Below are 25,413 nucleotides of genomic sequence, written 5' to 3'. Positions count from 1 at the left end.
TGGAGCGTGTCGGTGTGAGCAAGTCGCAGTACGAGGCGTTCGAGCAGTACGAGCCGTACGGCCCTGACGCCGCCGCCTCGCCGTACGGCCCCGGCAGGGTCTCCGCCCTGGTGTACGGCCGCGGTGCGTCCGTGCACCACGCGGAGACCCTGTCGTACGGGCCGTACGAGGACACCTACCGGCCCGCCTACGAGGCCCAGGCGTACTACGTCACCGAGCCGGTGCTGCCCCGGCAGGGCGGCGGCGCGGGCTGGGACGCGGGCAGGGACACGGGCAGGGACACGGGTGGTGCGCGCGCCGGGAGTGCGCTGGAGGAAGAGGCGCACACGACGGAGTACGGCACCGAGACGCCCGCCGGAGCGCGCGGGCGCGCCGCGCGCCGACGCAGGGGGCGCGGCACAGCGCGCCCGGAGTCCACCGCGCGCCGTCTGCTGCCGCAGGCGCTGGTCGTGGCCTTCCTGGCCGGCGGCACCACCGCGTTCATCGCCAAGGACAAGGCGGTCGAGCTGACCGTCGACGGCAAGCCGCGCACCCTGCACACCTTCGCCGACGACGTGCGCGAGCTGCTGGAGGACCAGGGGGTACACGTGGGGGCGCACGACATGATCGCGCCCGGCCCCGACGCGGTGCTCGCCAGCGGTGACGCCATCGCCGTGCGCTACGGGCGCCCCGTCCGGCTCACGCTGGACGGCGAACAGCGCGAGGTGTGGACGACGGCGCACACCGTCGCGGGAGCGTTGGCGGAGCTCGGCGTGCGCGCCGAGGGCGCGTATCTGTCCACCTCGCGCGCCCAGCCCATCGGACGCACCGGGCTCGCGCTCGACGTGCGCACCGAGCGCGCCGTCACGGTCATGGCCGACGGCCAGGCCCGCACCATCCGCACCAACGCGGCCACCGTCGGACAGGCGGTCGAGGAGGCCGGGGTCACCCTGAACGGCCAGGACACCACCTCCGTCCCGCTGGACAGCTTCCCGCGCGACGGACAGACGATCACCGTGCTGCGGGTCAGCGGCGTCCGGGAGATCCGCGAGGAACAGCTCCCGTTCGCGACCGAGCGGACCGAGGACCCCACCCTCTTCCAGGGCACCGAGGTCGTCACCCAGCCCGGCCGGCCCGGACTGCGGCGCGACGTCTACCTGCTGCGCACCGTCAACGGGGTGCAGGAGAAGCCGCGCCTGGAGACCACCGAGGTGGTCCGCAAGCCACGCCCGCAGATCGTGAAGGTGGGCACGAAGAAACCGCCCGCCTCGGTGGACGGCGCCGACGGCCTCAACTGGCAGGGCCTCGCCGCCTGCGAGTCCGGCGGCCGCCCGGACGCGGTCGACGCCTCGGGGACGTACGGCGGGCTCTACCAGTTCGACACCCACACCTGGCACAGCCTCGGCGGCAACGGCCGCCCCCAGGAGGCGCCGGCCGAGGAGCAGACGTTTCGCGCGAAGAAGCTCTACACGCGGCGGGGGACGACACCCTGGCCGCACTGCGGGGCGAAGCTGCACGGCTAGGCGGTCTCGTTCGGATCAGCGGGCGGACCAGGGGGCACCGCCCCGTACCCTTGTCCCGTGAGCAGCCCCACCCCCGACGCCCTCCTCGGTCCCGCCGACATCCGTGAACTGGCGGCCGCGCTCGGCGTCCGCCCCACCAAGCAGCGCGGCCAGAACTTCGTGATCGACGCCAACACGGTCCGCCGCATCGTCCGCACCGCGGAGGTCCGCCCCGACGACGTGGTCGTCGAGGTCGGCCCGGGGCTCGGCTCCCTCACGCTCGCGCTGCTGGAGGCCGCCGACCGGGTCACCGCCGTCGAGATCGACGACGTGCTGGCCGGCGCGCTGCCCGCGACCGTCGCCGCGCGCATGCCGGCGCGCGCCGACCGGTTCGCGCTCGTCCACTCCGACGCGATGCACGTCACCGACCTGCCCGGCCCGGCCCCGACGGCCCTGGTCGCGAACCTGCCCTACAACGTCGCCGTCCCCGTGCTGCTGCACATGCTGGCCACGTTCCCGACCATCGAGCGCACCCTCGTGATGGTGCAGTCCGAGGTCGCCGACCGGCTGGCCGCCGCGCCCGGCTCCAAGGTGTACGGCGTGCCGTCCGTGAAGGCCAACTGGTACGCCGAGGTGAAGCGGGCCGGGGCCATCGGCCGCAACGTCTTCTGGCCCGCGCCGAACGTCGACAGCGGCCTGGTCTCGCTGGTCCGGCGGACCGAGCCGATCAGGACGACGGCCGCCAGGGAAGAGGTCTTCGCGGTCGTCGACGCCGCCTTCGCGCAGCGCCGCAAGACCCTGCGCGCGGCGCTCGCCGGCTGGGCCGGGTCCGCCGCAGCCGCCGAGGCCGCCCTGGTCGCGGCCGGGGTCTCGCCGCAGGCGCGCGGGGAGGCGCTGACGGTGGAGGAGTTCGCGCGGATCGCCGAGCACAAGCAGCGGGGGGAGAGCGGCAAGTGAGCGTCACGGTACGGGTCCCGGCCAAGGTCAACGTCCAGCTCGCGGTGGGCGCCGCACGCCCCGACGGGTTCCACGACCTCGCCAACGTCTTCCTCGCCGTCGGCCTGTACGACGAGGTGACGGTGACCCCCGCGGACGAACTCCGCGTCACCTGCGAGGGCCCGGACGCCGCCGAGGTCCCCCTGGACCGCACCAACCTCGCCGCGCGCGCCGCGATCGCGCTCGCCGCGCGCCGGGGCATCGAACCGAACGTCCACATCCACATCGCCAAGGACATCCCGGTCGCCGGCGGCATGGCGGGCGGCAGCGCGGACGGCGCGGGCGCGCTGCTGGCCTGCGACACGCTCTGGGGCGCGGGCGCGTCACGGGCCGAACTCCTCGCCCTCTGCGCCGAGTTGGGCAGTGACGTGCCCTTCAGTCTGGTGGGGGAAGCGGCTCTGGGGGTCGGGCGCGGCGAGCAGCTGACGGCCCTGGAGACCGGCGGCACCTTCCACTGGGTGTTCGCGATGGCCGAGCGGGGGCTGTCGACCCCGGCGGTCTTCCGCGAGTTCGACCGGCTGGCGGAGGGGCGGGAGATCCCGGAGCCGGTGGCTTCGGCGGAGCTGCTGGAGGCGCTGGCGAAGGGGGATGCGGCGGCGCTGGCGGCGGCTGTGTCCAATGACCTTCAGCCTGCGGCGCTGTCGCTGTTCCCGGAACTGGCGGACACGCTGGGGACGGGGCGGGGGGCGGGTGCGCTGGCTGCGCTGGTCTCCGGGTCCGGGCCTACGACGGCCTTCCTCGCGCGTGATGCGGAGTCGGCGGAGAAGGTGGCCGCGGCCCTGCGGGCGTCGGGGACGTGCAGGGCCGTGCGGATGGCGGAGGGGCCGGTGGCGGGGGCGAGGGTGGTCTGAGGGACGTCCCCTCAGAGCTCGTCGATCGCCGTCAGGTCGATGTCGATGGGGTACGGCCTGTCGACCTTGACGCGGTCCCGGTAGGTGCCGGTCGACCGATACGTACCTGTGTCCGCCGAGAGTTCGAAGACCTCGACAACGGGGTGGTCGTGCGGCTCGGTCATCTCGACCAGCCAGTAGTACTGGATACCTGCCGCCGCGTACTTGTGCGTCTTGGTCAGCCGATCGCGGGCCTCGGACTCCGGAGAGATGACTTCTACGGCGAGCACCACGTCCTTTCCTTCGAAGTACGTCTGGTCCAGTCCCTTCTTCGCGGCAGCCTTGATCACGGAGATGTCGGGCTCGGGGCCGTTGCGGCGATCCAGTACCACCGTCATCTCACGCGCGACCTTCAGGTCAGACGGCACGGTCTGGCGCAGGCCGCTCACCAGCAGGTCAATCGTGGCGAAGTGGAAGTAGCGCTGCGGGCTCACAAGGACCAGGCTCCCGTCGATCAATTCTGTGTGCGGCGGGAGATCCGGCAAGGTGAGCAGGTCGTCAATGGTGTAGCCGTCCAGCGGGGGCATTCGCCATTCCGGCTGCTCAGCACGCTGGGCTGTCATGGTTCCTCCCATGGACGGGATCCTGCTGCCTGCCCTCCACGGTAGCGGCCCGTTCCCGATCACGTCATCACAAAGAGTGACCACCCCCTCGCGCCCCGCCCCCGCCCCCCGAGGCCCTACGCTAGAAGGCTGACCGACCCCCGCGCACAGGAGTGAAATGGCCGTCAACCTGGTCAATGTCGAGAACGTCAGCAAGGTGTACGGCACCCGTGCCCTGCTGGACGGCGTCTCACTCGGCGTGTCGGAGGGTGACCGCATCGGGGTCGTCGGACGCAACGGCGACGGCAAGACGACCCTCATCCGGATGCTCGCCAAGCTGGAGGAGGCCGACACCGGGCGCGTCACGCACTCCGGCGGGCTGCGCCTCGGCGTGCTCACCCAGCACGACTCCCTCGACCCCGCCGCCACCGTCCGGCACGAGGTCATCGGCGACATGGCGGACCACGAGTGGGCCGGCAACGCCAAGGTCAGGGACGTACTGACCGGCCTGTTCGGCGGGCTCGACCTGCCCGGCTTCCCGAAGGGGCTCGACACCGTCATCGGACCGCTGTCCGGTGGCGAGCGGCGCCGGATCGCGCTCGCCAAGCTGCTCATCGAGGAACAGGACCTGATCGTCCTCGACGAGCCCACCAACCACCTCGACGTCGAGGGCATCGCCTGGCTCGCCCAGCACCTGCGGAACCGCCGGTCCGCGCTGGTGTGCGTGACGCACGACCGGTGGTTCCTCGACCAGGTCTGCACCCGCATGTGGGACGTCCAGCGCGGCGACGTGTACGAGTACGAGGGCGGCTACTCCGACTACGTCTTCGCCCGCGCCGAACGCGAGCGCATCGCCGCCACCGAGGAGACCAAGCGGCAGAACCTGGTGCGCAAGGAGCTGGCCTGGCTGCGCCGCGGCGCCCCGGCCCGTACGTCCAAGCCGCGCTTCCGGGTCGAGGCCGCCAACGAGCTGATCGCGGACGTGCCGCCGCCCCGGGACAGCTCGGAGCTGATGAAGTTCGCCTCCTCGCGGCTCGGCAAGACCGTCTTCGACCTTGAGGACATCACCGTGCAGGCCGGGCCGAAGGTGCTGCTCGAGCACGTCACCTGGCAGCTCGGCCCGGGCGACCGGATCGGCCTCGTCGGCGTCAACGGCGCCGGCAAGACCTCGCTGCTGCGCGCCATGGCCGAGGCGGCCCGTACGGAGGGCGAGGCGCAGCCCGCGGGGGGCCGTGTCGCCGTCGGCAAGACGGTCAAGCTCGCCTACCTCTCCCAGGAGGTCGCCGAACTCGACCCCGCCTGGCGGGTCCTGGAGGCCGTGCAGCAGGTACGCGAGCGCGTGGACCTCGGCAAGGGGCGCGAGATGACCGCCGGGCAGCTGTGCGAGACGTTCGGCTTCAACAAGGAGAAGCAGTGGACGCCGGTCGGTGACCTGTCCGGTGGTGAGCGGCGCCGGCTCCAGCTCCTGCGTCTCCTCATGGACGAGCCCAACGTCTTCTTCCTGGACGAGCCCACCAACGACCTCGACATCGAGACCCTCACCCAGCTCGAGGACGTCCTCGACGGCTGGCCCGGCTCGATGATCGTCATCTCCCACGACCGGTTCTTCGTCGAGCGCACCACGGACCGCGTCTTCGCCCTCCTCGGCGACGGCGCCCTGCGGATGCTGCCGCGCGGCATCGACGAGTACCTGGAGCGGCGCCGGCGCATGGAGGAGACGGTCGCCGCGCAGGCCTCCGCGGCGGCGCCCAAGCCGGCCACGCCGGAGAAGAGCGCCGCCGACCAGCGCGCCGCCAAGAAGGAACTCCAGAAGATCGAGCGCCAGTTGGACAAGATCTCCGAGAAGGAGACCAGGCTGCACGCCCAGATCGCCGAGAACGCGACCGACTTCGCGAAGGTCGCCGACCTGGACGCCCAGTTGCGCGACCTGGCGGGGGAGCGCGGGGAACTGGAGATGCGCTGGCTGGAGTTGGCCGAGGACGCGTAGCGCGGACCCTCCCGCTACCGCCTGAACCAGCCACCTCACGTCCCCTCCTCGCGTGTGCCGCGTGAAGGGGGCGTGAAGGCGCGTAACGGCGGCATCACGGGCCGGTTCTCCCTTGGGAACAGCGACGGAACCGAGCCCGTGCGCTGTCGGAGGCGGGTGATAGAAAGGGCCGTCTGAGAACTGTCTGAGTAACGACCCAGGGTCCGTCAAGAACCTCAGGGCGTGGCTAAAAATCAGTGAACGAGGGGGAAGAGCGCTGATGACTCAGCCGCCCAACCAGCCGCCGCATGGCGGTTTCGGAGCGCCACAGGACCAGCCGCCGCAGGGCGGTGGATTCGGAGCCCCGCAAACGCCGCCGGCCCAGGGCGGTTTCGGCCCCCCGAGCACCCCGCCGGCTCCCCCGGCCGCCCCGCAGGGCACCCCTCCGCCGCCGGCCCAGCCGCCCGCGGCCCCGCCGCAGCCCCCGGCCGGACCGCAGCCCGGTTACGGCTACCCCCAGCAGCCCGGCCCGTACGGCGCCCCGGCCGCGCCCGGCGCCCAGAATCCGTACAACGCCCCGACGCCGCCCGGCGCCCCGGGCCCCTACGGCTACCCGCAGCAGCCCGGTTTCGGGTACCCGCAGCAGCCGCCCTACCCGGGTGCGCCCGCGTCCGCGCCGGGCGCCGGGGGCGGCAGGAAGAAGACGGCGCTGATCGTCGGTGCCGCGGTGGCCGCGCTGGCCGTCATCGGCGGCACCGTGTACGCGGTCACCAGCGGCGGCGACGGCAAGAAGAAGCCCGTCGCCCAGCAGAGCGACGACCCCAAGAACGCCTCCGGTTCGCCGAGCTCCTCCAGCAGCAGCAGCGGCGGCGACGACCCGGAGAACCTGAACGCGGGCCGCAAGGCCGGCGAGGCGAAGGTGCTCTGGTACCAGACGGCCCCGCAGGCGCCCGGGTCCGGCGCCGAGGCACCCGGCATGTGGATCACCGGCAAGGTGGCGGTGAAGGCCGCGTACAAGCAGGTCTTCGCCTACGGCGTCGGCGACGGCAAGCCCGCCTGGAGCCCGATCGGCTTCCCGCAGAAGATCTGCGCGGTCACCCCGCAGAAGTCGGCCGACGACAAGGTCGTCGTGGCGTACATGAGCGGCGTCAGCGACAACGCCCAGTGCAACCAACTGCAGCAGATCGACCTGGACACCGGCCAGAAGGGCTGGAGCGGCACGCTCGACCGCCATGGGTCGTTCGACATCCAGGTCGAGATCAACCTCGCCGTCAGCGGCAGGACGCTGATGGTGAGCCGCGCGGGGGCGGGCACGGCGTACGACATCGACAGCGGCAAGAAGCTGTACAACACGGGGCAGGACAGCGCGTCCTGCGGTCCGTCCGGGTATGCGGGCGGTGCCGGGCGGCTGATCGAGGCGGACTCCTGCGCCGCGTTCCAGCCCAACGAGCACGACGAGATCCGGGAGCTGGACCCGGCCACCGGCAAGGTCAAGTGGAAACAGCCGGTCAAGAAGGGCTGGGAGGTGAAGAAGGTGTACTCCCTGGACCCGCTGGTGGTGTACCTGACGAACCAGGACAAGAAGGCCTGGAACATCTCCACGTTCACCAAGGACGGCAAGTTCCGCTCAGAGGTGAAGGTCGACGGGAAGTTCGCGCCACGCTGCGGTTTCCTCAGCCAGAGTCTGGAGGGCTGCCAGGGCGTCGCGGCCGACGCCGACACGCTCTACCTGCCGACGGACACCACCAGCGGCGCCAACGAGATCGTCGCGATCAGCCTCGCCACCGGCAAGGAGAAGTGGCGGGTCAAGTCCCCGGCCGCCGAGCCGATGTCCCCGATGAAGATCGAGGGCGGCAAGCTCATCGCCTATGTGCAGCCGTCGTACGACACGGGCGGCCAGGTGGTCTCGATCCCGCTCAGCGGCTCGACGCACACCACCACCAAGCTGCTCCAGAACCCCTCGGGCACGGCTCAGATCGAGGACACCTTCTTCAGCAGCGACATCGACTGGGCCGACGGGCGGTTCTTCATCTCCACCGTCCAGCTGACCGGCAACAACCAGACGAAGGAGAAGCTGATGATGGCCTTCGGCAACTGAACCGCCGAGGCGGCCGCTTCTGCCTCTCCTTCCTCTCTGCCCACGTCCGCTGTGCCGTCCGGCCTTCCGAGCCTCACCGAGGTACCCGCGTCATGACCCAGCCGCCCCCTCCGCCGCCGAACCAGCCGCCGCAGCAGCCCGGCTTCGGCCCCCCGACCCCGCCCCAGGACCAGCCGCCGGCCGCCCCGCCGGCGCCCCCCGCCCCGCCGGTCCAGCAGCCGCAGCCGGGATACGGCTATCCGCAGCAGCCCGAGCCCGGCTACGGCTACCCGCAGCAGCCTCCGGCCCCGCAGCCGCCGCAGCCCGGGTACGGCTACCCGGGTGGGCAGCCGGCCGCCGCGCCCTACGGCGCTCCCGGGGCGCAGAACCCGTACGCGCAGCCCACGCAGCCGATGCAGGGCGCGCAGCCGGGATACGGCTACCCGGGCCAGCCGCAGACCGTGCCGATGCAGCCGGCGCCGGCCGGTGGCGGGCGGAACAACACCGGCCTGTTCATCGTCGTCGCGGCGGTCGTCGCCATCGCGCTGATCGTCGGCGGCGGCATCTGGTACGCCAGTTCCTCCGGCGGCGACGGCAAGAAGAGCGACACCGCCTCCTCCAGCGGCGGCAAGAACGGCACCGGCGGCACCGGCGGCACCGGCGGTACCAGTGGCTCGGGCGGCACCGGCGACGCCAAGGAGAAGGTGCCCGCGGACCCCGCCTCCAGCGTGCTGTTCCAGGTCCCGATGCCCGCGACGGACGACCTGGTCAGCACCCCGGGCTCATGGCTGACCGACAAGGTGTACGCGAAGAGCGGCATCGCCGAGGTCGTCGGCTACGACCCGGCCACGGGTGCCAAGCGGTGGACGATCAAGCTGCCCGGCCCGGTCTGCCAGGCCAGCGAGCGCATCGGCGCGAACGACATGACGGCGATCGCCTACCAGCCGAAGATGCCCGCGAAGAACTCCTTCGCGGGCTGCACCCAGATCGCCGCGATCGACCTCGACGCGGGCAAGAAGCTGTGGACGAAGACGGTCAACTCGGGTGATTCGCCGATCAGTTTCGATAATGTGACGGTTGCTCAGCACACCGTCGCGGTCGGCAGCACCAGCGGCGGCGCCGCGCTCGACCTGGACTCCGGCAAGCTGCTGTGGCAGCCCAAGACGGACGACACCTGCTACGACGCCGGCTACGGCGGCGGTGCCAAGCTGGTCGCGGTGCGCAAGTGCGGCGACTTCGGCAGCCAACAGGTGCACATCCAGAACATCGACCCGCGGTCGGGCAAGGTGATCGCCGACTACACGATGGACTCGGGCATCGACTACGCGTCCGTCGTCTCCACCGACCCGCTGGTGGTGGCTGCCCAGGCCGGTGACGACAGCAAGTCCCTGGAGTACTTCTCCCTCGACGACAAGACCGGCAAGCTGCTCGCCCACATCTCCGCGCCGAACGACACCTACGGCGGCCGGTGCGAGACGACCACCGTCGAGAGCTGCAAGGAGATCGTCGTCGGCGGCGGCAAGCTGTACCTGCCGACCGCGGAGCACGACGGCAACGGCGAGCTCGGCAGCACCAACGAGATCGTCTCCTTCGACCTGACCACCGGAAAGCCGACCGGCCAGCGCGTCGAGGCCGGGGACGGCTACACGCTCTCCCCGCTGCGCATGGACGGCCCGAACCTGCTCGCCTACAAGCGGCCGCCGTACAACAAGGGCGGCCAGATCGTCAGCATCGAGGGCGTCGCCTCCAAGGCCACCGAGCTGCTGGAGAACCCCTCCGCCCAGGACGTGCGGAACGCGGAGACCAGCATGCTGCCGGACTCCGCGGAGATCCTCTTCGGCAACGGCCGGCTGTTCATGTCGGCGGTGTTCGCCAACAAGCCGTACGCGGGGGCCGGCAAGCAGTATCTGGTGACGGCGTTCGGCACCAAGGGCTGAGCCTCTCCCGCCTTCGCCCGAATGGGTGACATACCAAGAAGTGCCCCGGATTTCATCGATCCGGGGCACTTCTCATCAAGAGGGGCAGCAATACGTCGAACAAGCGTGTAGCTTCCGGGGGCATGAAGGGCGAGGCGCCGGGGGGCCCTCTGTCCTTGCGGACCCGTGGGCGTCCATAGTGGGGCGTCCATGGGGGGACTGGGGGGTGGCTCTATGGGAGTACGGCTCATGGTCGTCGACGACCATCGCCTGCTCGCGGAGGCGCTGGCGTCGGCGCTCAAGCTGCGCGGGCACCGGGTGCTCGCCGCCGCGGCGCCGGCCGCGGGCGCGGCGGACCTGGTGATCGCGCGGGCGCCCGAGGTGTGCCTGCTGGGTACGGCGGCGCCGGCCGAACCGGGGATCTTCGATCCCGTCGTGAAGATCAAGCGGGAGCGGCCGCAGGTGGCGGTGGTGGTGCTCGGCCCGGTGCCGTCGCCGCGCGGCATCGCGGCGGCGTTCGCGTCGGGGGCGTCGGGGTACGTCCGGCACGACGAGCGGATCGAGGGCGTGGAGCGGGCCATCATGAAGGCCCGCGCGGGGGAGGCCGCGGTGGCCCCGCAGCTGCTCCAGGGCGCGTTCGGGGAGCTGCTCAACCCGGCGGCCCAGCCCGACGACGAGGCGCAGCGGCTGCTGGAGATGCTCACGCCGCGGGAGGTGGAGGTCCTGGTCCGGGTGGCCGACGGCGAGGACACCCGCCTGATCGCCGTCGGCATGGGCATCGCCCCGAGCACCGCACGCACGCATGTGCAGCGGGTGCTGATGAAACTGGGAGTGGGGTCGAGGCTGGAAGCGGCGGCCCTGGCCGCGAGGACGGGGTTGCTGGACAGGGCTGGGTCATTGGACTCCGGCCCGGAGTAGGCGCCCCGTAAGGGGCGCGGGACTGTGTCGATGTGCGGCTCCGCCGCGTGGGCGCGACCAGCCCCCACGCGGCGGCGGACGAAAGCGGTGCTACTCGGCCCGCTCCTCTTCCTGCGAAACCGCCGGAGGCGTCTGCACGGGTCGCAACTTCAGCCACACCAGGAAGAACACCCCCAGCAGCAGCATCCCGATCCCGGTCCAGAGGTTGATGTTGACGCCCTGGGCCTTGTCGATGGCCGACTGCGAGTCCGTGATGCCGGTGATCGTGACGATCACGCCGTACAGCACGAACAGGCCGCCGATGATGCGCCGCAGGTCGAAGATGCGGGCCGCCGTCGCGGACTTGCCCTCCAGCTCGGTGACCTCCCGCTGGACGTCCTGCTCGCTGTAGTGGAAGCCGTCGTGCGCGTTGTCGCTCATGGTTTCCTCGGTCCTTCCGCGTCAGAACGAGAACGGGATGTAGCAGGCGGCGGCCAGGACGACCGCGCCCCAGCCCAGCAGGGCCGGCTTGCGGTACCAGGCGTCGTCGCCGGCGGCGGGTGCCTCGGACATGCCGGGGGAGCGGGTGCCGTAGACCAGGCCCTGGAGTTCCTCCGTCGGCTTCGGCTTGGTGAAGAAGGACACCGCGATCATCACGACCGCGCCGGCGACGAAGCCCGCGATCGCGGAGACGAAGTTGGCGCCCTGGTCGGAGGGGAGCGAGATGATGCCCTTCTTGTAGAGCACGAAGTAGTTGACCATCGCGGTCACGGTGCCCGCGAGCAGGCCCCAGAAGCCGGACTTGGCGGAGGCGCGCTTCCAGAACATGCCGACGATGAAGACGACGAACATCGGCACGTTGAAGAAGGAGAACAGCGTCTGGAGGTAGCTCATGATGTTCGAGAACGAGGACGCCAGGAACGCCGTGCCGACCGAGGCGGCCACGCCGATCGCGGTGATCAGGCGGCCGAAGCGGACGTAGTAGGCGTCCTCGCGGCCGCGCACCACGTACTTGGCCCAGATGTCGTTCGTGAACACGGTGTTGAACGACGACACGTTGGCCGCCATGCCGGCCATGAAGGCGGCGAGCAGGCCGGTGACCGCGATGCCGAGCACGCCGTTGGGCAGCAGCTCCTGCATCAGGTAGGGGATGGCGTCGTTGTACTGGTAGCCGGAGGCGGCGGTGCCGAAGTGCGGGACGACCGCGGCGGCGACCAGGCCCGGGATCATCACCAGGAAGACGATGAAGATCTTCGGGTAGGCGGCGATCAGCGGGGTGCGCTGACCGGCGGAGAGGTTCTTCGCGGACAGGGCGCGCTGCACCTCGGCGAAGTTCGTGGTCCAGTAGCCGAAGGAGAGGACGAAGCCGAGGCCGAGGACGATGGTCAGCCAGTTCGCGCCGAGCGGGTTGACGCTGCCGATGCCGGTCCCGCCCCAGGCGGTGGTGAAGTTGTGCCCGTGGGACTCGGTGAGCTTGTGGGTCAGACCGCCCCAGCCGCCGACCTTCTTCAGGCCGAGGATGGTGATCGGGATGAGGGCGGCCAGGATCACGAAGAACTGGAGCACCTCGTTGTAGATCGCCGAGGAGAGGCCGCCGAGGGTGATGTACGCGAGGACGAACGCGCCGGCGACGACGATGGCGACCCACTGCGGCCAGCCCAGCAGTGCCTCGACGACGATCGCGAGGGCGTAGAGGTTCACGCCCGCGATCAGGATGGCGGCGAGCGCGAACAGGATGGAACTGAGCAGGTGAGCGGCCCGGTCGAAGCGCAGCAGCAGGAACTCGGGGACCGAGCGCACCTTGCTGCCGTAGTAGAAGGGCATCATCACCAGGCCCAGGAAGACCATGGCCGGGATGGCGCCGATCCAGTACCAGTGCACGGTGTAGGCGCCGTACTGGGCGCTGTTCGCGGCCATGCCCAGGATCTCGGTGGCGGCCAGGTTCGCCGAGATGAAGGCGAGGCCGGTGATCCAGGCGGGCAGCGAGCGTCCCGAGAGGAAGAAGTCGAGGCTGGTCTTGACCGAGCGGCGGGCCGCGAAGCCGATGCCGAGCACGACGACGAAGTAGATCGCCAGGATCGTGTAGTCCAGCCAGTTGACGGGGAGCTGTAGCCCCGCCGCCAGATACGTCGGTCCGTATGTGGGGGTTTGCATGAGTACTCGCTTCGTTGCGCGAACTGATCCTCAGCGGAACCTACGCCTCCGCGTTTAGTAAATGAACACTTCTGTTGGTGTTCTTTGTTTGATTGTGATGATCCTGGGGGTGGTGGGTTGTGGTCTGTTATGTTTGATTGTGTTGAGTGATTGGGTGTGGGTTGCAGTGGGACGCAGAGGAGTCCGGCGTTGAAGAAGACCTCGACACGGCTGGCCGACGGTCGTGAGCTGATCTATTACGACCTCCGGGACGACACCGTCCGCGACGCCGTCGACCGCCGTCCCCTGGACCGTACGGTCACCACGTCCGAGATCCGCCGGGACGCGCTGCTCGGCGACGCGGTGGCGATCGCCTCGCACCGCCAGGGCCGTACGTACCACCCGCCGGCCGACGAGTGCCCGCTGTGCCCGACGCGGGGCGGGCGGCTCAGCGAGATCCCGGACGCGTCGTACGACGTCGTCGTCTTCGAGAACCGCTTCCCCTCGCTCGCCGGTGACTCCGGCCGCTGCGAGGTCGTCTGCTTCACGTCCGACCACGACGCCTCCTTCGCCGACCTCACCGAGGAACACGCCCGCCTGGTGCTCGACGCCTGGACGGACCGCACCTCGGAGCTGTCCCACCTGCCCGCCGTCGAGCAGGTCTTCTGCTTCGAGAACCGGGGCGAGGAGATCGGCGTGACCCTGGGGCACCCGCACGGGCAGATCTACGCGTACCCCTTCACCACCCCGCGCACCGCGCTGATGCTCCGCTCGCTCGCCGCCCACAAGGAGGCGACCGGCGGGGAGAACCTGTTCGACGCGGTCGTCGGGCGGGAGCTCGCCGGTGAGCGGGTCGTCCTGGAGAGTGAACACTGGGTGGCCTTCGTGCCGTACGCGGCGCACTGGCCGTACGAGGTGCACCTGTACCCCAAGCGTCGCGTGCCCGACCTGCTCGCGCTCGACGAGGCGGCGCGCACAGAGTTCCCCCAGGTCTATCTGGAACTCTTGAGGCGCTTCGACCGGATCTTCGACGGGCGGGACGGAGGGGAGAACTCCGCGGATGAGCCGCGTACGCCGTACATCATGGCCTGGCACCAGGCCCCGTTCGGCGCGCTGGGGGAATTCGATGGTGGCGCAGCCGTCACGCGCGACGACTTCGCGCTCCACCTCGAGCTCTTCACCGTCCGCCGCACTTCCGGCAAGCTGAAGTTTCTCGCGGGTTCCGAGTCCGGCATGAGTGTGTTCATCAACGACGTGCCGCCGGAGCGCGCGGCCGAGCGACTGCGAGAGGTAGCGAGTTCATGAAGTACCTGGTGACGGGCGGGGCGGGATATGTCGGCAGCGTGGTCGCCCAGCACCTGCTGGAGGGCGGTCACGAGGTGACGGTCCTCGACAACCTCTCGACCGGGTTCCGCGAGGGCGTCCCGGCCGGGGCCGCCTTCATCGAGGGCGACATCCGCGACGCCGCCAAGTGGCTCGACCCCTCCTACGACGGTGTCCTGCACTTCGCCGCGTTCTCGCAGGTCGGCGAGTCGGTGGTGAAGCCGGAGAAGTACTGGGACAACAACGTCGCCGGCTCCCTCGCCCTGCTCGGCGCGATGCGCGAGGCGGGCGTGCCCCGTCTGGTCTTCTCCTCCACGGCGGCCACGTACGGCGAGCCGGAGCAGGTCCCGATCCTGGAGACCGCCCCGACCAGGCCGACCAGCGCCTACGGCGCCACCAAGCTCGCCGTCGACCACATGATCACCAGCGAGGCGACCGCCCACGGCCTGGCCGCGGTGTCGCTGCGCTACTTCAACGTGGCGGGCGCGTACGGCGCCTTCGGCGAGCGGCACGACCCGGAGTCGCACCTGATCCCGCTGGTCCTCCAGGTCGCCCAGGGCCGCCGCGAGGCGATCTCGGTCTACGGCGACGACTACCCGACCGAGGACGGCACCTGCGTCCGCGACTACATCCACGTGGCGGACCTGGCCGAGGCCCACCTGCTGGCCGTCGCGGCGGCCCGCCCGGGCGAGCACCTGATCTGCAACCTCGGCAACGGCAACGGCTTCTCGGTCCGCGAGGTCATCGAGACCGTCCGCCAGGTCACCGGCCACCCCGTCCCCGAGGTCGCGGCCCCGCGGCGCGGCGGCGACCCGGCGGTCCTGGTCGCCTCGGCGGACGCGGCCCGCGAGAAACTGGGCTGGAATCCGTCCCGCGCGGACCTCGCGGGAATCGTCGCGGACGCCTGGGAGTTCGCGCAGCACATCGCGAAGGAGCACTAGTGGCAGTGGGGGCAGAGCAGGTCGCGGAGCGCTTCGCCGAGCTGTACGGCGCCGGGCCCGAGGGGGTGTGGGCGGCGCCGGGCCGGGTCAACCTGATCGGCGAGCACACCGACTACAACGACGGCTTCGTCATGCCGTTCGCGCTGCCGCACCGGGCGACCGCCGCGGTCTCGCGCCGGGACGACGGCGTGCTGCGCCTGCACTCGGCGGACATCGAGGGCGACGCGGTGGAGCTGCGCCTGGACGCCCTCGCCCCCGGGAGCGACGCGGACTGGACGGCGTACCCGGCGGGTGTGGTCTGGGCGCTACGCGAGGCCGGCCACGAGATCACGGGCGCGGACGTCCACCTGTCCTCGACGGTCCCGACGGGTGCCGGCCTGTCCTCCTCGGCGGCGCTGGAGGTGGTGATCGCCCTGGCCCTGAACGACCTCCACGGCCTGGGCCTGCAGCGCTGGCAGCTGGCCCGTCTGTGCCAGCGCGCCGAGAACGTCTACGTCGGCGCGCCGACCGGCATCATGGACCAGACGGCCTCGGCCTGCTGCGAGGCCGGGCACGCGCTCTTCCTCGACACCCGTGACCTGTCCCAGCGGCAGATCCCCTTCGACCTCGCGGCCGAGGGGCTGCGCCTGCTGGTGGTCGACACGCAGGTCAAGCACGCGCACAGCGGCGGCGAGTACGGCAAGCGCCGGGCCGGCTGCGAGAAGGGCGCGGCCCTGCTCGGCGTCGACGCCCTGCGGGACATCCCGTACGCGGAGCTGGACGCGGCGCTGGAGCGGCTGGGCGACGAGGAGGAGGTACGCCGTCTGGTCCGCCACGTGGTGACGGAGGACCAGCGCGTCGAGCGGGTCGTCGGCCTGCTGCGCGCCGGTGAGACCCGCGCGATCGGGCCCGTCCTCACCGAGGGCCACGCCTCCCTGCGCGACGACTTCCGCATCTCCTGCCCGGAGCTGGACCTGGTCGTCGACACGGCGCTCACGGCCGGCGCCCTGGGCGCCCGTATGACGGGCGGCGGCTTCGGCGGCTCGGCGATCGTCCTGGCGGACGCCACCGAGGTGGACACCCTGTCCAAGACGGTCGAAGAGGCCTTCGCCAGAGCCGGCTTCGCCGCTCCGCGGGTCTTCGAGGCGGTGCCGTCGGCGGGGGCTCGGCGGGTGGTCTGAGTTCAGCAGCCCCGGGGTGCGACGGCGCCGGTGTCAGAAGCCGGCGTCGCCGCCCGCGAAGCGGACCGGTGAGACGAGGGCGATACGGATCAGTCCGGGCTCGGGTGGCGGGGCGTCGTAGACGTACGTGACCGTGAGCGCCGGGCGGGTGCCCGTGGCCTCGATGCGTGTCGTGTACAGCTTCATGCCGCCGACCGCGCTGCGCGCCCGCCGGCCGAGGGCCGGGCTCTTCTCCAGTTCGGCGCGGAGGGCTTCGACGGCATCGAGGGCCCCGTGGCCGATGGCCCGACAGCGTGCGAGGGCCTCATGCGTGATCTCGGCGACGACCGGCTGCTGGTTCTCGGTCAACGATCGGACCCCCGGGAGGCCCGGATCTCGGCGACGGCCGCGGCCACGGCGGCATCGAAACCGGGATCCTGCCGGGCGATGATCCGGCCGCGGAACTCCTCGACCAGACGGACGACGCCGCTGAGGTCGGCCGGGTCGGCGTGGTTGATCTCGCGTGCCAGCTCCGCCTCGAAGTCATCGGCGTCGCCGGGGAAGCCGTAGCCCAAGGTGAGCGCGGCCCGGAGTTCACCGATGGTGCGCATGGCGGGGAGACGGGACGGGCCGGAGGCTGCGGGGTCTGCGGTCATGGCGGTCAGGACTCCCTTCGCAGTGTCGGTTTCACCGTACCGGCAGGCGCTTCGTCAGCGTGTACTCCGTGATCCCCGGCGGATAGTCCGGGATCACGCAGACCACCTCGTAGCCCTGTTTCCGGTAGAAGCGCGGGGCCTGGAAGTCCCAGGTCTCCAGGCGGGCGGCCGTGCAGGCGCGGTCGGCGGCGGCGATCCGTTCGGCCCTCGCCAGCAGGTGCGAACCGAGGCCCGTACCGCGGTGGACCGCGTCGACCCACAGATAGGTGACGTGCAGCCAGGTCGCCCAGGTGTGGCCGACCAGGCCGCCCGCCAGGCCGCCGGTCTCGTCCAACGCCCAGACGTGGAGGGGGACTTCGCGCGCGCCGGGGGTGCCGCGCAGCGCGGCCAGCACCGGGGACGCCGCCGTGTTGGTGTCCCGCAGCCGAGAGTGGAGCAGATCGCGTCGGGCTTTGTCGACTTCCGCCTCAATACGAAACATGCGGCACACGATAAACGCGCCGGACGGCCAGTTCTGTAATTCTCCTTCCGCTGCGTGCTCGCATCCGTACTCTGAGGAGCAGCACCGGTGGGGGCCGGTGCCGATCAGGGGGCGAGACATGCGGGTACGGCGCCCGCGGTGGGGGTAGCAGTCCCGCGACGGCGGCGGCCGTGCGGGGCCCTTTCCGCGGGTGTCGTACTCCGTGCGTGTCGTGCCCGACGCAGGCCGGCGTTCGCCGGACTTCGGCCGGTCGGCCGGGTTTTCCAAGCCTTGGGTATCCCCTGCTCCGCGTGGAGCCTGGGGAAGGGGGTTTCGTGGTTCGCATCCGAGTCCTGGTCGTGGACGACCACCGCATCTTCGCCGAGTCGCTCGCCGCCGCGCTGGCCGCCGAGCCCGACGTCGAGGTCTCCGCCGCCGGCAGCGGTCCCGCCGCGCTGCGCTGCCTGGAGCGGGCGGCGGGCGAGGGGCGCCGCTTCGACGTCCTGCTGGTCGACGCCGACCTCGGCGGCAACGTGCCCGGCAGCCGCCCGGCCGTGCCCGTGCAGGAGGGCAACGCGGAGGGGCTCGTCGACGGGATCTCGCTGGTGACCGGGGTCCGGACCGCTCAGCCGGCCGTGCGGATCGTCGTGCTGGCCGAGAAGGACGATCCCCGGCGGGCGGCGCTCGCGCTCCAGGCCGGGGCCTCGGGCTGGGTCGCCAAGGACTGTTCGCTGTCCCGGCTGCTCACGGTGATCCGGGGCGTGCTGCGCGACGAGACCCATCTGCCGCCCGCCCTGCTCACCGGCGTCCTGCGCGAACTCACCGCCGCCCGTCGGCACCGTACCGAGAGCGAGCGGCTGGTGGAGTCCCTCACCCCGCGCGAGCGGGAGGTGCTGCGCTGCATGGTCGCCGGGCTGGGCCGCAAGGCCGTCGCCGAGCGGCTGTTCCTCTCCCCGCACACCGTGCGCACCCACATGCAGAACGTCCTCGGCAAGCTCGGGGTCCACTCCACGCTGGCCGCCGTGGCGCTCGCCCGGCGCGCGGGCGTCGGCCCGGCCGACCTAACCGGGGATGTTGTCGAACGGGGCGGTCAACTGGCGTAGCAGCCCGGCCAGTTCGGCGCGCTGGGTGCGGGACAGCTCGGCGAGGATCGCCCGCTCCTGTTCCAGCAGGCCCGCGAGCGCCTGGTCGGCGCGGTCCCGGCCGGTCTCGGTCAGCCGCACCAGCACACCCCGCCGGTCGCTCGGGTCGGGCAGCCGCTCCACCAGGCCCTTCTGGGTCAGCCGGTCGATCCGGTTGGTCATCGTGCCCGAGGTCACCAGGGTCTGCGTCAGCAGTTGCCCGGGCGAGAGCTGATACGGCGATCCCGCGCGGCGCAGCGCGGTCAGCACGTCGAACTCCCAGGGCTCCAACTGGTGCTCGGAAAAGGCGAGTCGACGTGCGCGGTCCAGGTGCCGGGCCAGTCTGCTCACCCGGCTGAGCACTTCCAGCGGCTCCACGTCGAGGTCCGGGCGCTCCCGGCGCCACGCTGCGACCAGCCGATCGACCTCGTCCTCCATGCGATCAGTGTAGTGGTTGTGTCGACATGAAGTCTCTTGACTTCAAGTCTCTTGACATCAAGATAAGGGGCGGGGAGAGTGGGGGCATGACGAACCCCACCTGGGACCCCGGTCAGTACCTGCGCCACGCCGGCCACCGGGCCCGCCCCTTCGCGGACCTCCTCGCCCGCGTCCCCGCCCTCCCCGCGCCGGACCCGCGCATCGCCGACCTCGGCTGCGGCCCCGGCAACGTCACCGTGCAGCTCACCGAGCGCTGGCCGAGCGCGCACGTCACCGGGTACGACAACTCGCCCGCGATGCTCGACGCGGCCCACGCCGAGCACGCGGGCCCGACCGCCGGAGGAGGCCTGCTGGACTTCGCCGCCGCCGACGCGCGCACCTGGACGCCCGCCGAGCCGTGCGACCTGATCGTCTCCAACGCCACCCTCCAGTGGGTGCCGGGCCACGCCGACCGCTTCGCCGACTGGATCGGCGCCCTGAAGCCCGGCGGCACCTTCGCCTTCCAGGTGCCCGACAACACCGACGCCCCGCTGCACGCCCTGATGCGCGACCTCGCCGCCACGCCCCGCTGGAAGGCGCGCCTCGCCGAGGTCCTGCGCCGCACCGACTCCGTGCACACCCCCGGCGCCTACCTCGACCGGCTCGCCCGCCTCGGCTGCGCCACCGACGTGTGGCAGACGACGTACTGCCATGTCCTGCGGGGCGAGGACGCCGTCCTGGACTGGGTGAAGGGCACCGGACTGCGGCCCGCGCTGACCGTGCTCGCCGACGACCCCGAGGCGCGGGACGCGTTCCTCGGCGAGTACCGGGACCTGCTGCGCGAGGCCTACCCGAGCGCGCCGTACGGCACGGTCATGCCGTTCCGCCGGCTGTTCGCCGTCGCCGTGAAGGAGGCCTGAGCATGCTCGTCGCGGTCGATCACGTGCAGCTGGCTGCCCCGCCCGGGTCGGAGGACGCGCTGCGGGCGTACTACGTCGACGTCCTCGGCATGACGGAGATCCCCAAGCCGCCCGTACTGGCGGCGCGCGGGGGCTGCTGGTTCGAGGCGGGCTACGTCCAGTTGCACATAGGTGTGGAGAACGACTTCCGGGCGGCGAAGAAGGCCCATCCGGGGCTCAGGGTCACGCGGATCGAGGAGTACGCGGCCCGCCTCGAATCGCTCGGCGCCCCGGTGACCTGGGACGACAACCTCCCGGGCCATCTGCGCTTCTACTCACAGGACCCGGTGGGCAACCGGCTGGAGTTCCTGGAGCCGGTCAGGCGGTCCGGCCGAGGTGAGTGACGAGGACGCGGATCTCGGCAGCGCCGACCCGTGCCGGTAGCTCCTGGCTTCCCGGTGCTCGGTGACGACCTGGTGCGGGACTCTACGAACCCGGTGAGCGGCGCTCGCCGCCTTTGGCACGCAGCCGGTCACGAGACAGCCCCAGCGTGCGCCTGACTTCCTCGTGCGGGATGCCGGGCCCCAGCGTCCCCTCGGCCTTGCGTCGCTGGTAGTCGGCCACTGCGAGGGAGTCCTCAAGATCCTCAATGGCGTGCGGCGACACGAGGAGGGCGGCGACGCGGCCGTCGTCGGTCAGGGCGATGGTCTCGCAGCCGTACGCCACACGGCGGACCAGTTCTTCGAGGCAGGAACCGGCTGCGTCGATCTCGATCGTGGCCATGGCCGCATCCTTGCGCATGATCACGGTTGCCGTCGACTGGTTCAGCTCTTCCGGTGCCCTATCAGCCGCGGCTTCTGCTCCAGTCCGTCCAGGCCGTGCCACGCCAGGTTCACCAGATGGGCCGCGACCTCCGCCTTCTTCGGGCGGCGCACGTCCAGCCACCACTGCCCGGTCAGCGCGACCATGCCGACCAGCGCCTGGGCGTAGAGGGGCGCGAGCTTCGGGTCGAAGCCCCGGCTCTTGAACTCGCGGCCCAGGATGTCCTCCACCTGGGTGGCGATGTCGGAGATCAACGAGGCGAAGGAGCCCGTCGACTGCGGGATGGGGGAGTCGCGGACCAGGATGCGGAAGCCGTCCGTGTACTCCTCGATGTAGTCCAGGAGGGCGAAGGCGGCCTGCTCGCACAGTTCGCGCGGGTGGCCGGCCGTCAGCGAGCCGGTGACCATGTCCAGCAGGCGGCGCATCTCGCGGTCCACCACCACCGCGTACAGCCCCTCCTTGCCGCCGAAGTGCTCGTACACCACCGGCTTGGACACCCCGGCCTTCGCCGCGATCTCCTCCACCGACGTGCCCTCGAAGCCCTTCGCCGCGAAGAGGGTGCGACCGATCTCCAGCAACTGCTGGCGGCGCTCGGCGCCGGTCATACGGGTCCGGCGGGTCCGCCGCGGTTTGTCGGTGCTGGAAGTGCTGCTGGAGTCGGTCGCCACGGCCTCCATCATGCCGCCTCGGCGCTCGCCTTCCGGCGCCGGGAGCCGTCATCACCGGTGTTACGGCGTGAATCGATACGGGAGCGTGACGGCCAGCGCACGTCGTACGCCCAGCCGAGCAGTTCGAAGATCCGGATGAAGCGGGCCGAGGAGTCGACCTGGCCGCGCATCACCCCGTGCCGCGCCGAGGTCGGGTCGGCGTGGTGCAGGTTGTGCCAGGACTCCCCGCAGGACAGCACCGCCAGCCACCACACGTTGCCCGAACGGTCCCGGGACCTGAACGGCCGCTTGCCCACCGCGTGACAGATCGAGTTGATCGACCACGTCACATGGTGGAGCAGCGCCACCCGGACGAGTGAACCCCAGAAGAACCCGGTGAACGCGCCCCACCAGGACATCGTCGCCAGACCGCCGATCAGCGGGGGCAGCGCCAGCGACACGGCCGTCCACAGCACGAACTGACGGGAGATCGCCCGGATCGCCGGGTCCTTGACCAGGTCCGGCGCGTACTTGTCCTGCGGGGTCTGCTCCTCGTCGAACATCCAGGCGATGTGGGCCCACCACAGGCCCTTCATCAGCGCCGGCACCGTCTCCCCGAACCGCCACGGCGAATGCGGGTCGCCCTCGGCGTCGGAGAACTTGTGATGCCGGCGGTGATCGGCCACCCAGCGCACCAGCGGGCCCTCGACGGCCAGTGACCCCATGATCGCCAGCACGATCCTGAGCGGCCGCTTCGCCTTGAACGAACCATGCGTGAAGTACCGGTGGAAACCGATCGTGATGCCGTGGCACCCCAGGAAGTAGAAGAAGACCAGCAGACCCAGGTCGAGCCAGCTCACCCCCCAGCCCCAGGCCAGCGGAACGGCCGCCACCAGTGCCAGGAACGGCACGACGATGAACAGGAGCAGCGTGATCTGCTCGATCGAACCCTTCTGCTCGCCGCCCAGCGTGGCGGAAAAGGCGGCGGTGTCGGTGTCCTTACGGGCTTCGTCGATCACATCGGAACTGGAGGTCATGCGCGTCCCCTGGGGGGTCGAGGGCCGGGGCGGATGCCGGGCGGCCGGAACCGGACGGGAGCCGACGGTATTCCCTACGGTTCCGTAACCTACGGCGTCGTAAGTATGGCAGCGTGTCACACGGCGGCAAGAGCCCCACAGCCTGCGCGCCCGTAGGGACACCTATCCTTGGTCTCGGTCGGACAGCGCGGTCCGCTGAAGTTTCCTTCCCGGACGCTCCGGCCCGTATGCGGCTCCCCGCCGCGTGGCAGACCGCCGGGTTCCCGCCAGACGTTCCACACTGCAAGGAGCCGCACCTGTGAGCAGTGCCGACGACCAGACCACCACGACCGGCAGCGAGCTGCGCGCCGACATCCGCCGCCTGGGTGATCTCCTGGGCGAGACCCTCGTACGGCAGGAGGGCCCGGAACTGCTCGACCTGGTCGAGAAGGTCCGCCGCCTCACCCGCGAGGACGGCGAGGCCGCCGCCGAGCTGCTGCGCGGCACCGAACTGCAGACCGCGGCCAAGCTGGTCCGCGCCTTCTCCACCTACTTCCACCTCGCCAACGTCACCGAGCAGGTGCACCGCGGCCGTGAGCTGCGCGCCCGCCGCGCCGCCGAGGGCGGCCTGCTCGCCCGCACGGCGGACCGGCTCAAGGACGCCGACCCCGAGCACCTGAAGCAGACGGTCCGGCACCTCAACGTGCGCCCGGTCTTCACCGCGCACCCCACCGAGGCCGCCCGCCGCTCCGTCCTCAACAAGCTCCGGCGCATCGCCGCCCTCCTGGACGCCCCCGTCCTGGACTCCGACCGCCGCCGCCACGACGTCCGCCTCGCCGAGAACATCGACCTGGTGTGGCAGACCGACGAGCTGCGCGTCGTACGGCCGGAACCGGCGGACGAGGCCCGCAACGCCATCTACTACCTCGACGAGCTGCACGCCGAGGCGGTGGGCGACGTCCTGGAGGACCTGACCGCCGAGCTGGAGCGGGTCGGCGTGAAGCTGCCCGACGACACCCGGCCGCTCACCTTCGGCACCTGGATCGGCGGCGACCGCGACGGCAACCCCAACGTCACCCCCCAGGTCACCTGGGACGTCCTCATCCTCCAGCACGAGCACGGCATCAACGACGCCCTGGAGACCATCGACGAGCTGCGCGGCCTGCTCTCCAACTCCATCCGCTACGCCGGCGCGACCGAGGAACTGCTGACCTCCCTCGCGACCGACCTGGAGCGGCTGCCCGAGATCAGCCCCCGCTACAAGCGCCTCAACGCCGAGGAGCCCTACCGGCTCAAGGCCACCTGCATCCGGCAGAAGCTGGAGAACACCAAGGAGCGCCTCGCCACGGGCACCCCGCATGTGGACGGCCGCGACTACCTCGGCACCGGCGAGCTGCTGAGCGACCTGCGGCTCGTCCAGACATCGCTGCGCGAGCACCGCGGCGGCCTTTTCGCCGACGGCCGCCTCGGCCGTGTCATCCGCACCCTGGCCGCCTTCGGCCTCCAGCTCGCCACCATGGACGTCCGCGAGCACGCCGACGCCCATCACCACGCCCTCGGCCAGCTCTTCGACCGGCTCGGCGAGGAGTCCTGGCGCTACGCCGACATGCCCCGTGAGTACCGCGCCAAGCTCCTCGCCAAGGAGCTCAGGTCGAGGAGGCCGCTCGCGCCCACCCCGGCCCCCGTCGACGCGGCCGGCGCCAAGACCCTCGGCGTCTTCGAGACCGTCAAGAAGGCCCTGACGGTCTTCGGCCCCGAGGTCATCGAGTCGTACATCATCTCCATGTGCCAGGGCGCCGACGACGTCTTCGCCGCCGCCGTCCTCGCCCGCGAGGCCGGCCTGATCGACCTGCACGCGGGCTGGGCCAGGATCGGCATCGTGCCGCTGCTGGAGACCACGGACGAGCTGCGCGCCGCCGACACCATCCTGGAGGACATGCTCTCCGACCCGTCCTACCGGCGCCTGGTCGCGCTGCGCGGGGACGTCCAGGAGGTCATGCTCGGCTACTCCGACTCCTCCAAGTTCGGCGGCATCACCACCAGCCAGTGGGAGATCCACCGCGCCCAGCGCCGGCTGCGCGACGTCGCCCACCGCTACGGCGTGCGGCTGCGCCTCTTCCACGGCCGCGGCGGCACCGTCGGCCGCGGCGGCGGTCCCTCCCACGACGCGATCCTCGCCCAGCCCTGGGGCACCCTGGAGGGCGAGATCAAGGTGACCGAGCAGGGCGAGGTCATCTCCGACAAGTACCTGATCCCCTCCCTCGCCCGGGAGAACCTGGAACTGACCGTCGCGGCCACCCTCCAGGCCTCCGCCCTGCACACGGCCCCCCGCCAGTCCGACGAGGCCCTCGCCCGCTGGGACGCCGCCATGGACGTCGTCTCGGACGCCGCGCACGGCGCCTACCGCAGGCTCGTGGAGGACCCGGACCTCCCGGCGTACTTCTTCGCCTCCACCCCCGTCGACCAGCTCGCCGACCTGCACCTAGGCTCGCGCCCCTCGCGGCGGCCGGACTCCGGCGCCGGGCTCGACGGCCTGCGCGCCATCCCGTGGGTGTTCGGCTGGACCCAGTCCCGCCAGATCGTCCCCGGCTGGTTCGGCGTCGGCTCCGGTCTGAAGGCCCTGCGCGAGGCGGGCCTGCGGCAGGAAGGGGACACCGTGCTCGACGAGATGCACGAGCAGTGGCACTTCTTCCAGAACTTCATCTCCAACGTCGAGATGACGCTCGCCAAGACCGACCTGCGCATCGCCCAGCACTACGTCGACACCCTCGTCCCCGACGACCTCAAGCACGTCTTCGACACCATCAAGGCCGAGCACGAGCTGACCGTCCGCGAGGTCCTGCGGGTGACGGGCGAGCGTGAACTGCTCGACGCCCAGCCCGCGTTGCGGCAGACCTTCACCATCCGCGACGCCTACCTGGACCCGATCTCCTACCTCCAGGTCGCCCTGCTCAAGCGCCAGCGCGACGCGGCCGCCGCCGGCACCGAGGCCGACCCGACGCTCTCCCGCGCCCTGCTCCTGACCGTCAACGGCGTGGCGGCGGGCCTGCGCAACACCGGCTGACCGGAGCGCA

General features: G+C 71.2%; 24 protein-coding genes. 14 read left to right on the top strand and 10 right to left on the bottom strand.

Annotation, left to right across the window (positions count from 1 at the left end; translation table 11 throughout):
• Positions 1 to 14 precede the first annotated feature (14 nt).
• The 3 genes from BIV25_RS25355 to BIV25_RS25345 are packed head-to-tail and all read left to right on the top strand — an operon-like array spanning position 15 to position 3,328.
• On the top strand, positions 15 to 1,502 hold the full coding sequence (locus tag BIV25_RS25355; RefSeq protein ID WP_079176879.1) for a resuscitation-promoting factor: 1,488 nt from the start codon (positions 15 to 17) through the stop codon (positions 1,500 to 1,502).
• A gap of 57 nt (positions 1,503 to 1,559) precedes the next feature.
• Positions 1,560 to 2,438, top strand: a complete 879-nt coding sequence (rsmA, locus tag BIV25_RS25350) for a 16S rRNA (adenine(1518)-N(6)/adenine(1519)-N(6))-dimethyltransferase RsmA (RefSeq protein ID WP_071374713.1) — start codon at positions 1,560 to 1,562, stop codon at positions 2,436 to 2,438.
• Entirely contained in the window at positions 2,435 to 3,328 is an 894-nt protein-coding gene (locus BIV25_RS25345; RefSeq protein WP_071374712.1) for a 4-(cytidine 5'-diphospho)-2-C-methyl-D-erythritol kinase, read from the top strand. Before rsmA ends, BIV25_RS25345 begins: the two co-directional genes overlap by 4 nt.
• A gap of 11 nt (positions 3,329 to 3,339) precedes the next feature.
• Here BIV25_RS25345 and BIV25_RS25340 read toward each other — a convergent pair whose 3' ends face one another.
• Complete coding sequence (locus tag BIV25_RS25340) at positions 3,340 to 3,930, bottom strand: Uma2 family endonuclease (RefSeq protein ID WP_071374711.1); 591 nt, start codon at positions 3,928 to 3,930, stop codon at positions 3,340 to 3,342.
• Between the two features lie 157 nt (positions 3,931 to 4,087).
• Here BIV25_RS25340 and BIV25_RS25335 point away from each other — a divergent pair, with 157 nt between their 5' ends.
• The 4 genes from BIV25_RS25335 (at position 4,088) to BIV25_RS25320 (ending at position 10,786) form a co-directional block, all read left to right on the top strand.
• Entirely contained in the window at positions 4,088 to 5,896 is a 1,809-nt protein-coding gene (locus tag BIV25_RS25335; protein WP_071374710.1) for an ABC-F family ATP-binding cassette domain-containing protein, read from the top strand.
• A 259-nt stretch (positions 5,897 to 6,155) separates the two neighbouring features.
• A complete protein-coding gene (locus tag BIV25_RS25330) occupies positions 6,156 to 7,973 on the top strand; it encodes a PQQ-binding-like beta-propeller repeat protein (RefSeq protein WP_071374709.1) in 1,818 nt (605 codons plus the stop codon).
• Positions 7,974 to 8,065: 92 nt separating this feature from the next.
• A complete protein-coding gene (locus tag BIV25_RS25325; RefSeq protein ID WP_071374708.1) occupies positions 8,066 to 9,889 on the top strand; it encodes a PQQ-binding-like beta-propeller repeat protein in 1,824 nt (607 codons plus the stop codon).
• Positions 9,890 to 10,102: 213 nt separating this feature from the next.
• Positions 10,103 to 10,786 carry a LuxR C-terminal-related transcriptional regulator gene (locus tag BIV25_RS25320; protein ID WP_079176878.1) on the top strand — a complete coding sequence of 228 codons (684 nt, stop codon included), beginning with the start codon at positions 10,103 to 10,105 and terminating at the stop codon, positions 10,784 to 10,786.
• A gap of 90 nt (positions 10,787 to 10,876) precedes the next feature.
• Here the strand turns inward: BIV25_RS25320 and BIV25_RS25315 are convergent, their stop codons facing one another.
• Both BIV25_RS25315 and BIV25_RS25310 read right to left on the bottom strand, forming a co-directional pair.
• Entirely contained in the window at positions 10,877 to 11,206 is a 330-nt protein-coding gene (locus tag BIV25_RS25315) for a hypothetical protein (RefSeq protein ID WP_071374706.1), read from the bottom strand.
• A gap of 21 nt (positions 11,207 to 11,227) precedes the next feature.
• Positions 11,228 to 12,919 (bottom strand): sodium:solute symporter family protein, encoded by a 1,692-nt coding sequence (locus BIV25_RS25310; RefSeq protein ID WP_071374705.1) that lies wholly within the window; start codon positions 12,917 to 12,919, stop codon positions 11,228 to 11,230.
• Between the two features lie 189 nt (positions 12,920 to 13,108).
• Here BIV25_RS25310 and galT point away from each other — a divergent pair, with 189 nt between their 5' ends.
• Genes galT through galK form a run of 3 tightly spaced genes read left to right on the top strand, consistent with a single transcriptional unit; the run spans position 13,109 to position 16,322 of the window.
• Positions 13,109 to 14,203, top strand: coding sequence for a galactose-1-phosphate uridylyltransferase (gene galT, locus BIV25_RS25305; RefSeq protein WP_071374704.1), 1,095 nt, complete (start codon positions 13,109 to 13,111; stop codon positions 14,201 to 14,203).
• Entirely contained in the window at positions 14,200 to 15,162 is a 963-nt protein-coding gene (galE, locus tag BIV25_RS25300; protein ID WP_071374703.1) for a UDP-glucose 4-epimerase GalE, read from the top strand. Before galT ends, galE begins: the two co-directional genes overlap by 4 nt.
• A 5-nt stretch (positions 15,163 to 15,167) precedes the next feature.
• Complete coding sequence (gene galK, locus BIV25_RS25295; protein ID WP_071374761.1) at positions 15,168 to 16,322, top strand: galactokinase; 1,155 nt, start codon at positions 15,168 to 15,170, stop codon at positions 16,320 to 16,322.
• Between the two features lie 33 nt (positions 16,323 to 16,355).
• Here the strand turns inward: galK and BIV25_RS25290 are convergent, their stop codons facing one another.
• Genes BIV25_RS25290 through BIV25_RS25280 form a run of 3 tightly spaced genes read right to left on the bottom strand, consistent with a single transcriptional unit; the run spans position 16,356 to position 17,438 of the window.
• Positions 16,356 to 16,670: a hypothetical protein gene (locus BIV25_RS25290; protein ID WP_071374702.1), complete on the bottom strand. Its 315-nt coding sequence runs from the start codon at positions 16,668 to 16,670 to the stop codon at positions 16,356 to 16,358.
• Entirely contained in the window at positions 16,667 to 16,957 is a 291-nt protein-coding gene (locus BIV25_RS25285; protein ID WP_071374701.1) for a hypothetical protein, read from the bottom strand. The genes BIV25_RS25290 and BIV25_RS25285 overlap by 4 nt, the downstream gene beginning before the upstream one ends.
• 31 nt (positions 16,958 to 16,988) lie before the next feature.
• Positions 16,989 to 17,438, bottom strand: coding sequence for an N-acetyltransferase (locus tag BIV25_RS25280; RefSeq protein ID WP_071374760.1), 450 nt, complete (start codon positions 17,436 to 17,438; stop codon positions 16,989 to 16,991).
• 314 nt (positions 17,439 to 17,752) lie between these two features.
• Here BIV25_RS25280 and BIV25_RS25275 point away from each other — a divergent pair, with 314 nt between their 5' ends.
• A complete protein-coding gene (locus tag BIV25_RS25275; protein ID WP_071374700.1) occupies positions 17,753 to 18,520 on the top strand; it encodes a response regulator transcription factor in 768 nt (255 codons plus the stop codon).
• On the opposite strand, the gene BIV25_RS25270 is transcribed toward BIV25_RS25275, so the two are convergent.
• The gene (locus BIV25_RS25270; protein ID WP_071374699.1) at positions 18,479 to 18,976 is read right to left on the bottom strand and encodes a MarR family winged helix-turn-helix transcriptional regulator; all 498 of its coding nucleotides are present in this window, start codon (positions 18,974 to 18,976) and stop codon (positions 18,479 to 18,481) included. The two genes, BIV25_RS25275 and BIV25_RS25270, sit on opposite strands and share 42 nt — an antisense overlap.
• An 86-nt stretch (positions 18,977 to 19,062) precedes the next feature.
• Here BIV25_RS25270 and BIV25_RS25265 point away from each other — a divergent pair, with 86 nt between their 5' ends.
• On the top strand, positions 19,063 to 19,875 hold the full coding sequence (locus tag BIV25_RS25265) for a trans-aconitate 2-methyltransferase (RefSeq protein WP_071374698.1): 813 nt from the start codon (positions 19,063 to 19,065) through the stop codon (positions 19,873 to 19,875).
• A 2-nt stretch (positions 19,876 to 19,877) separates the two neighbouring features.
• Complete coding sequence (locus tag BIV25_RS25260; protein ID WP_071374697.1) at positions 19,878 to 20,258, top strand: VOC family protein; 381 nt, start codon at positions 19,878 to 19,880, stop codon at positions 20,256 to 20,258.
• 82 nt (positions 20,259 to 20,340) lie between these two features.
• Here BIV25_RS25260 and BIV25_RS25255 read toward each other — a convergent pair whose 3' ends face one another.
• From BIV25_RS25255 to BIV25_RS25245, 3 genes are read right to left on the bottom strand one after another with little or no spacing between them, the layout of a single operon-like run.
• A complete protein-coding gene (locus BIV25_RS25255) occupies positions 20,341 to 20,637 on the bottom strand; it encodes a prevent-host-death family protein (protein WP_071374759.1) in 297 nt (98 codons plus the stop codon).
• Between the two features lie 41 nt (positions 20,638 to 20,678).
• Positions 20,679 to 21,356: a TetR/AcrR family transcriptional regulator gene (locus BIV25_RS25250; RefSeq protein ID WP_071374696.1), complete on the bottom strand. Its 678-nt coding sequence runs from the start codon at positions 21,354 to 21,356 to the stop codon at positions 20,679 to 20,681.
• A complete protein-coding gene (locus BIV25_RS25245) occupies positions 21,353 to 22,360 on the bottom strand; it encodes a fatty acid desaturase (RefSeq protein WP_071374695.1) in 1,008 nt (335 codons plus the stop codon). Before BIV25_RS25245 ends, BIV25_RS25250 begins: the two co-directional genes overlap by 4 nt.
• A 298-nt stretch (positions 22,361 to 22,658) precedes the next feature.
• Here BIV25_RS25245 and ppc point away from each other — a divergent pair, with 298 nt between their 5' ends.
• Positions 22,659 to 25,403 carry a phosphoenolpyruvate carboxylase gene (gene ppc, locus BIV25_RS25240; RefSeq protein ID WP_071374694.1) on the top strand — a complete coding sequence of 915 codons (2,745 nt, stop codon included), beginning with the start codon at positions 22,659 to 22,661 and terminating at the stop codon, positions 25,401 to 25,403.
• The last annotated feature ends 10 nt before the right edge of the window (positions 25,404 to 25,413 follow it).

This window comes from Streptomyces sp. MUSC 14, assembly GCF_001866675.1.
Lineage (GTDB): Bacteria > Actinomycetota > Actinomycetes > Streptomycetales > Streptomycetaceae > Streptomyces.
The sequence above is the reverse complement of the archived record's forward strand: the minus strand, read 5'-3'. Positions and strand labels throughout refer to the sequence as shown.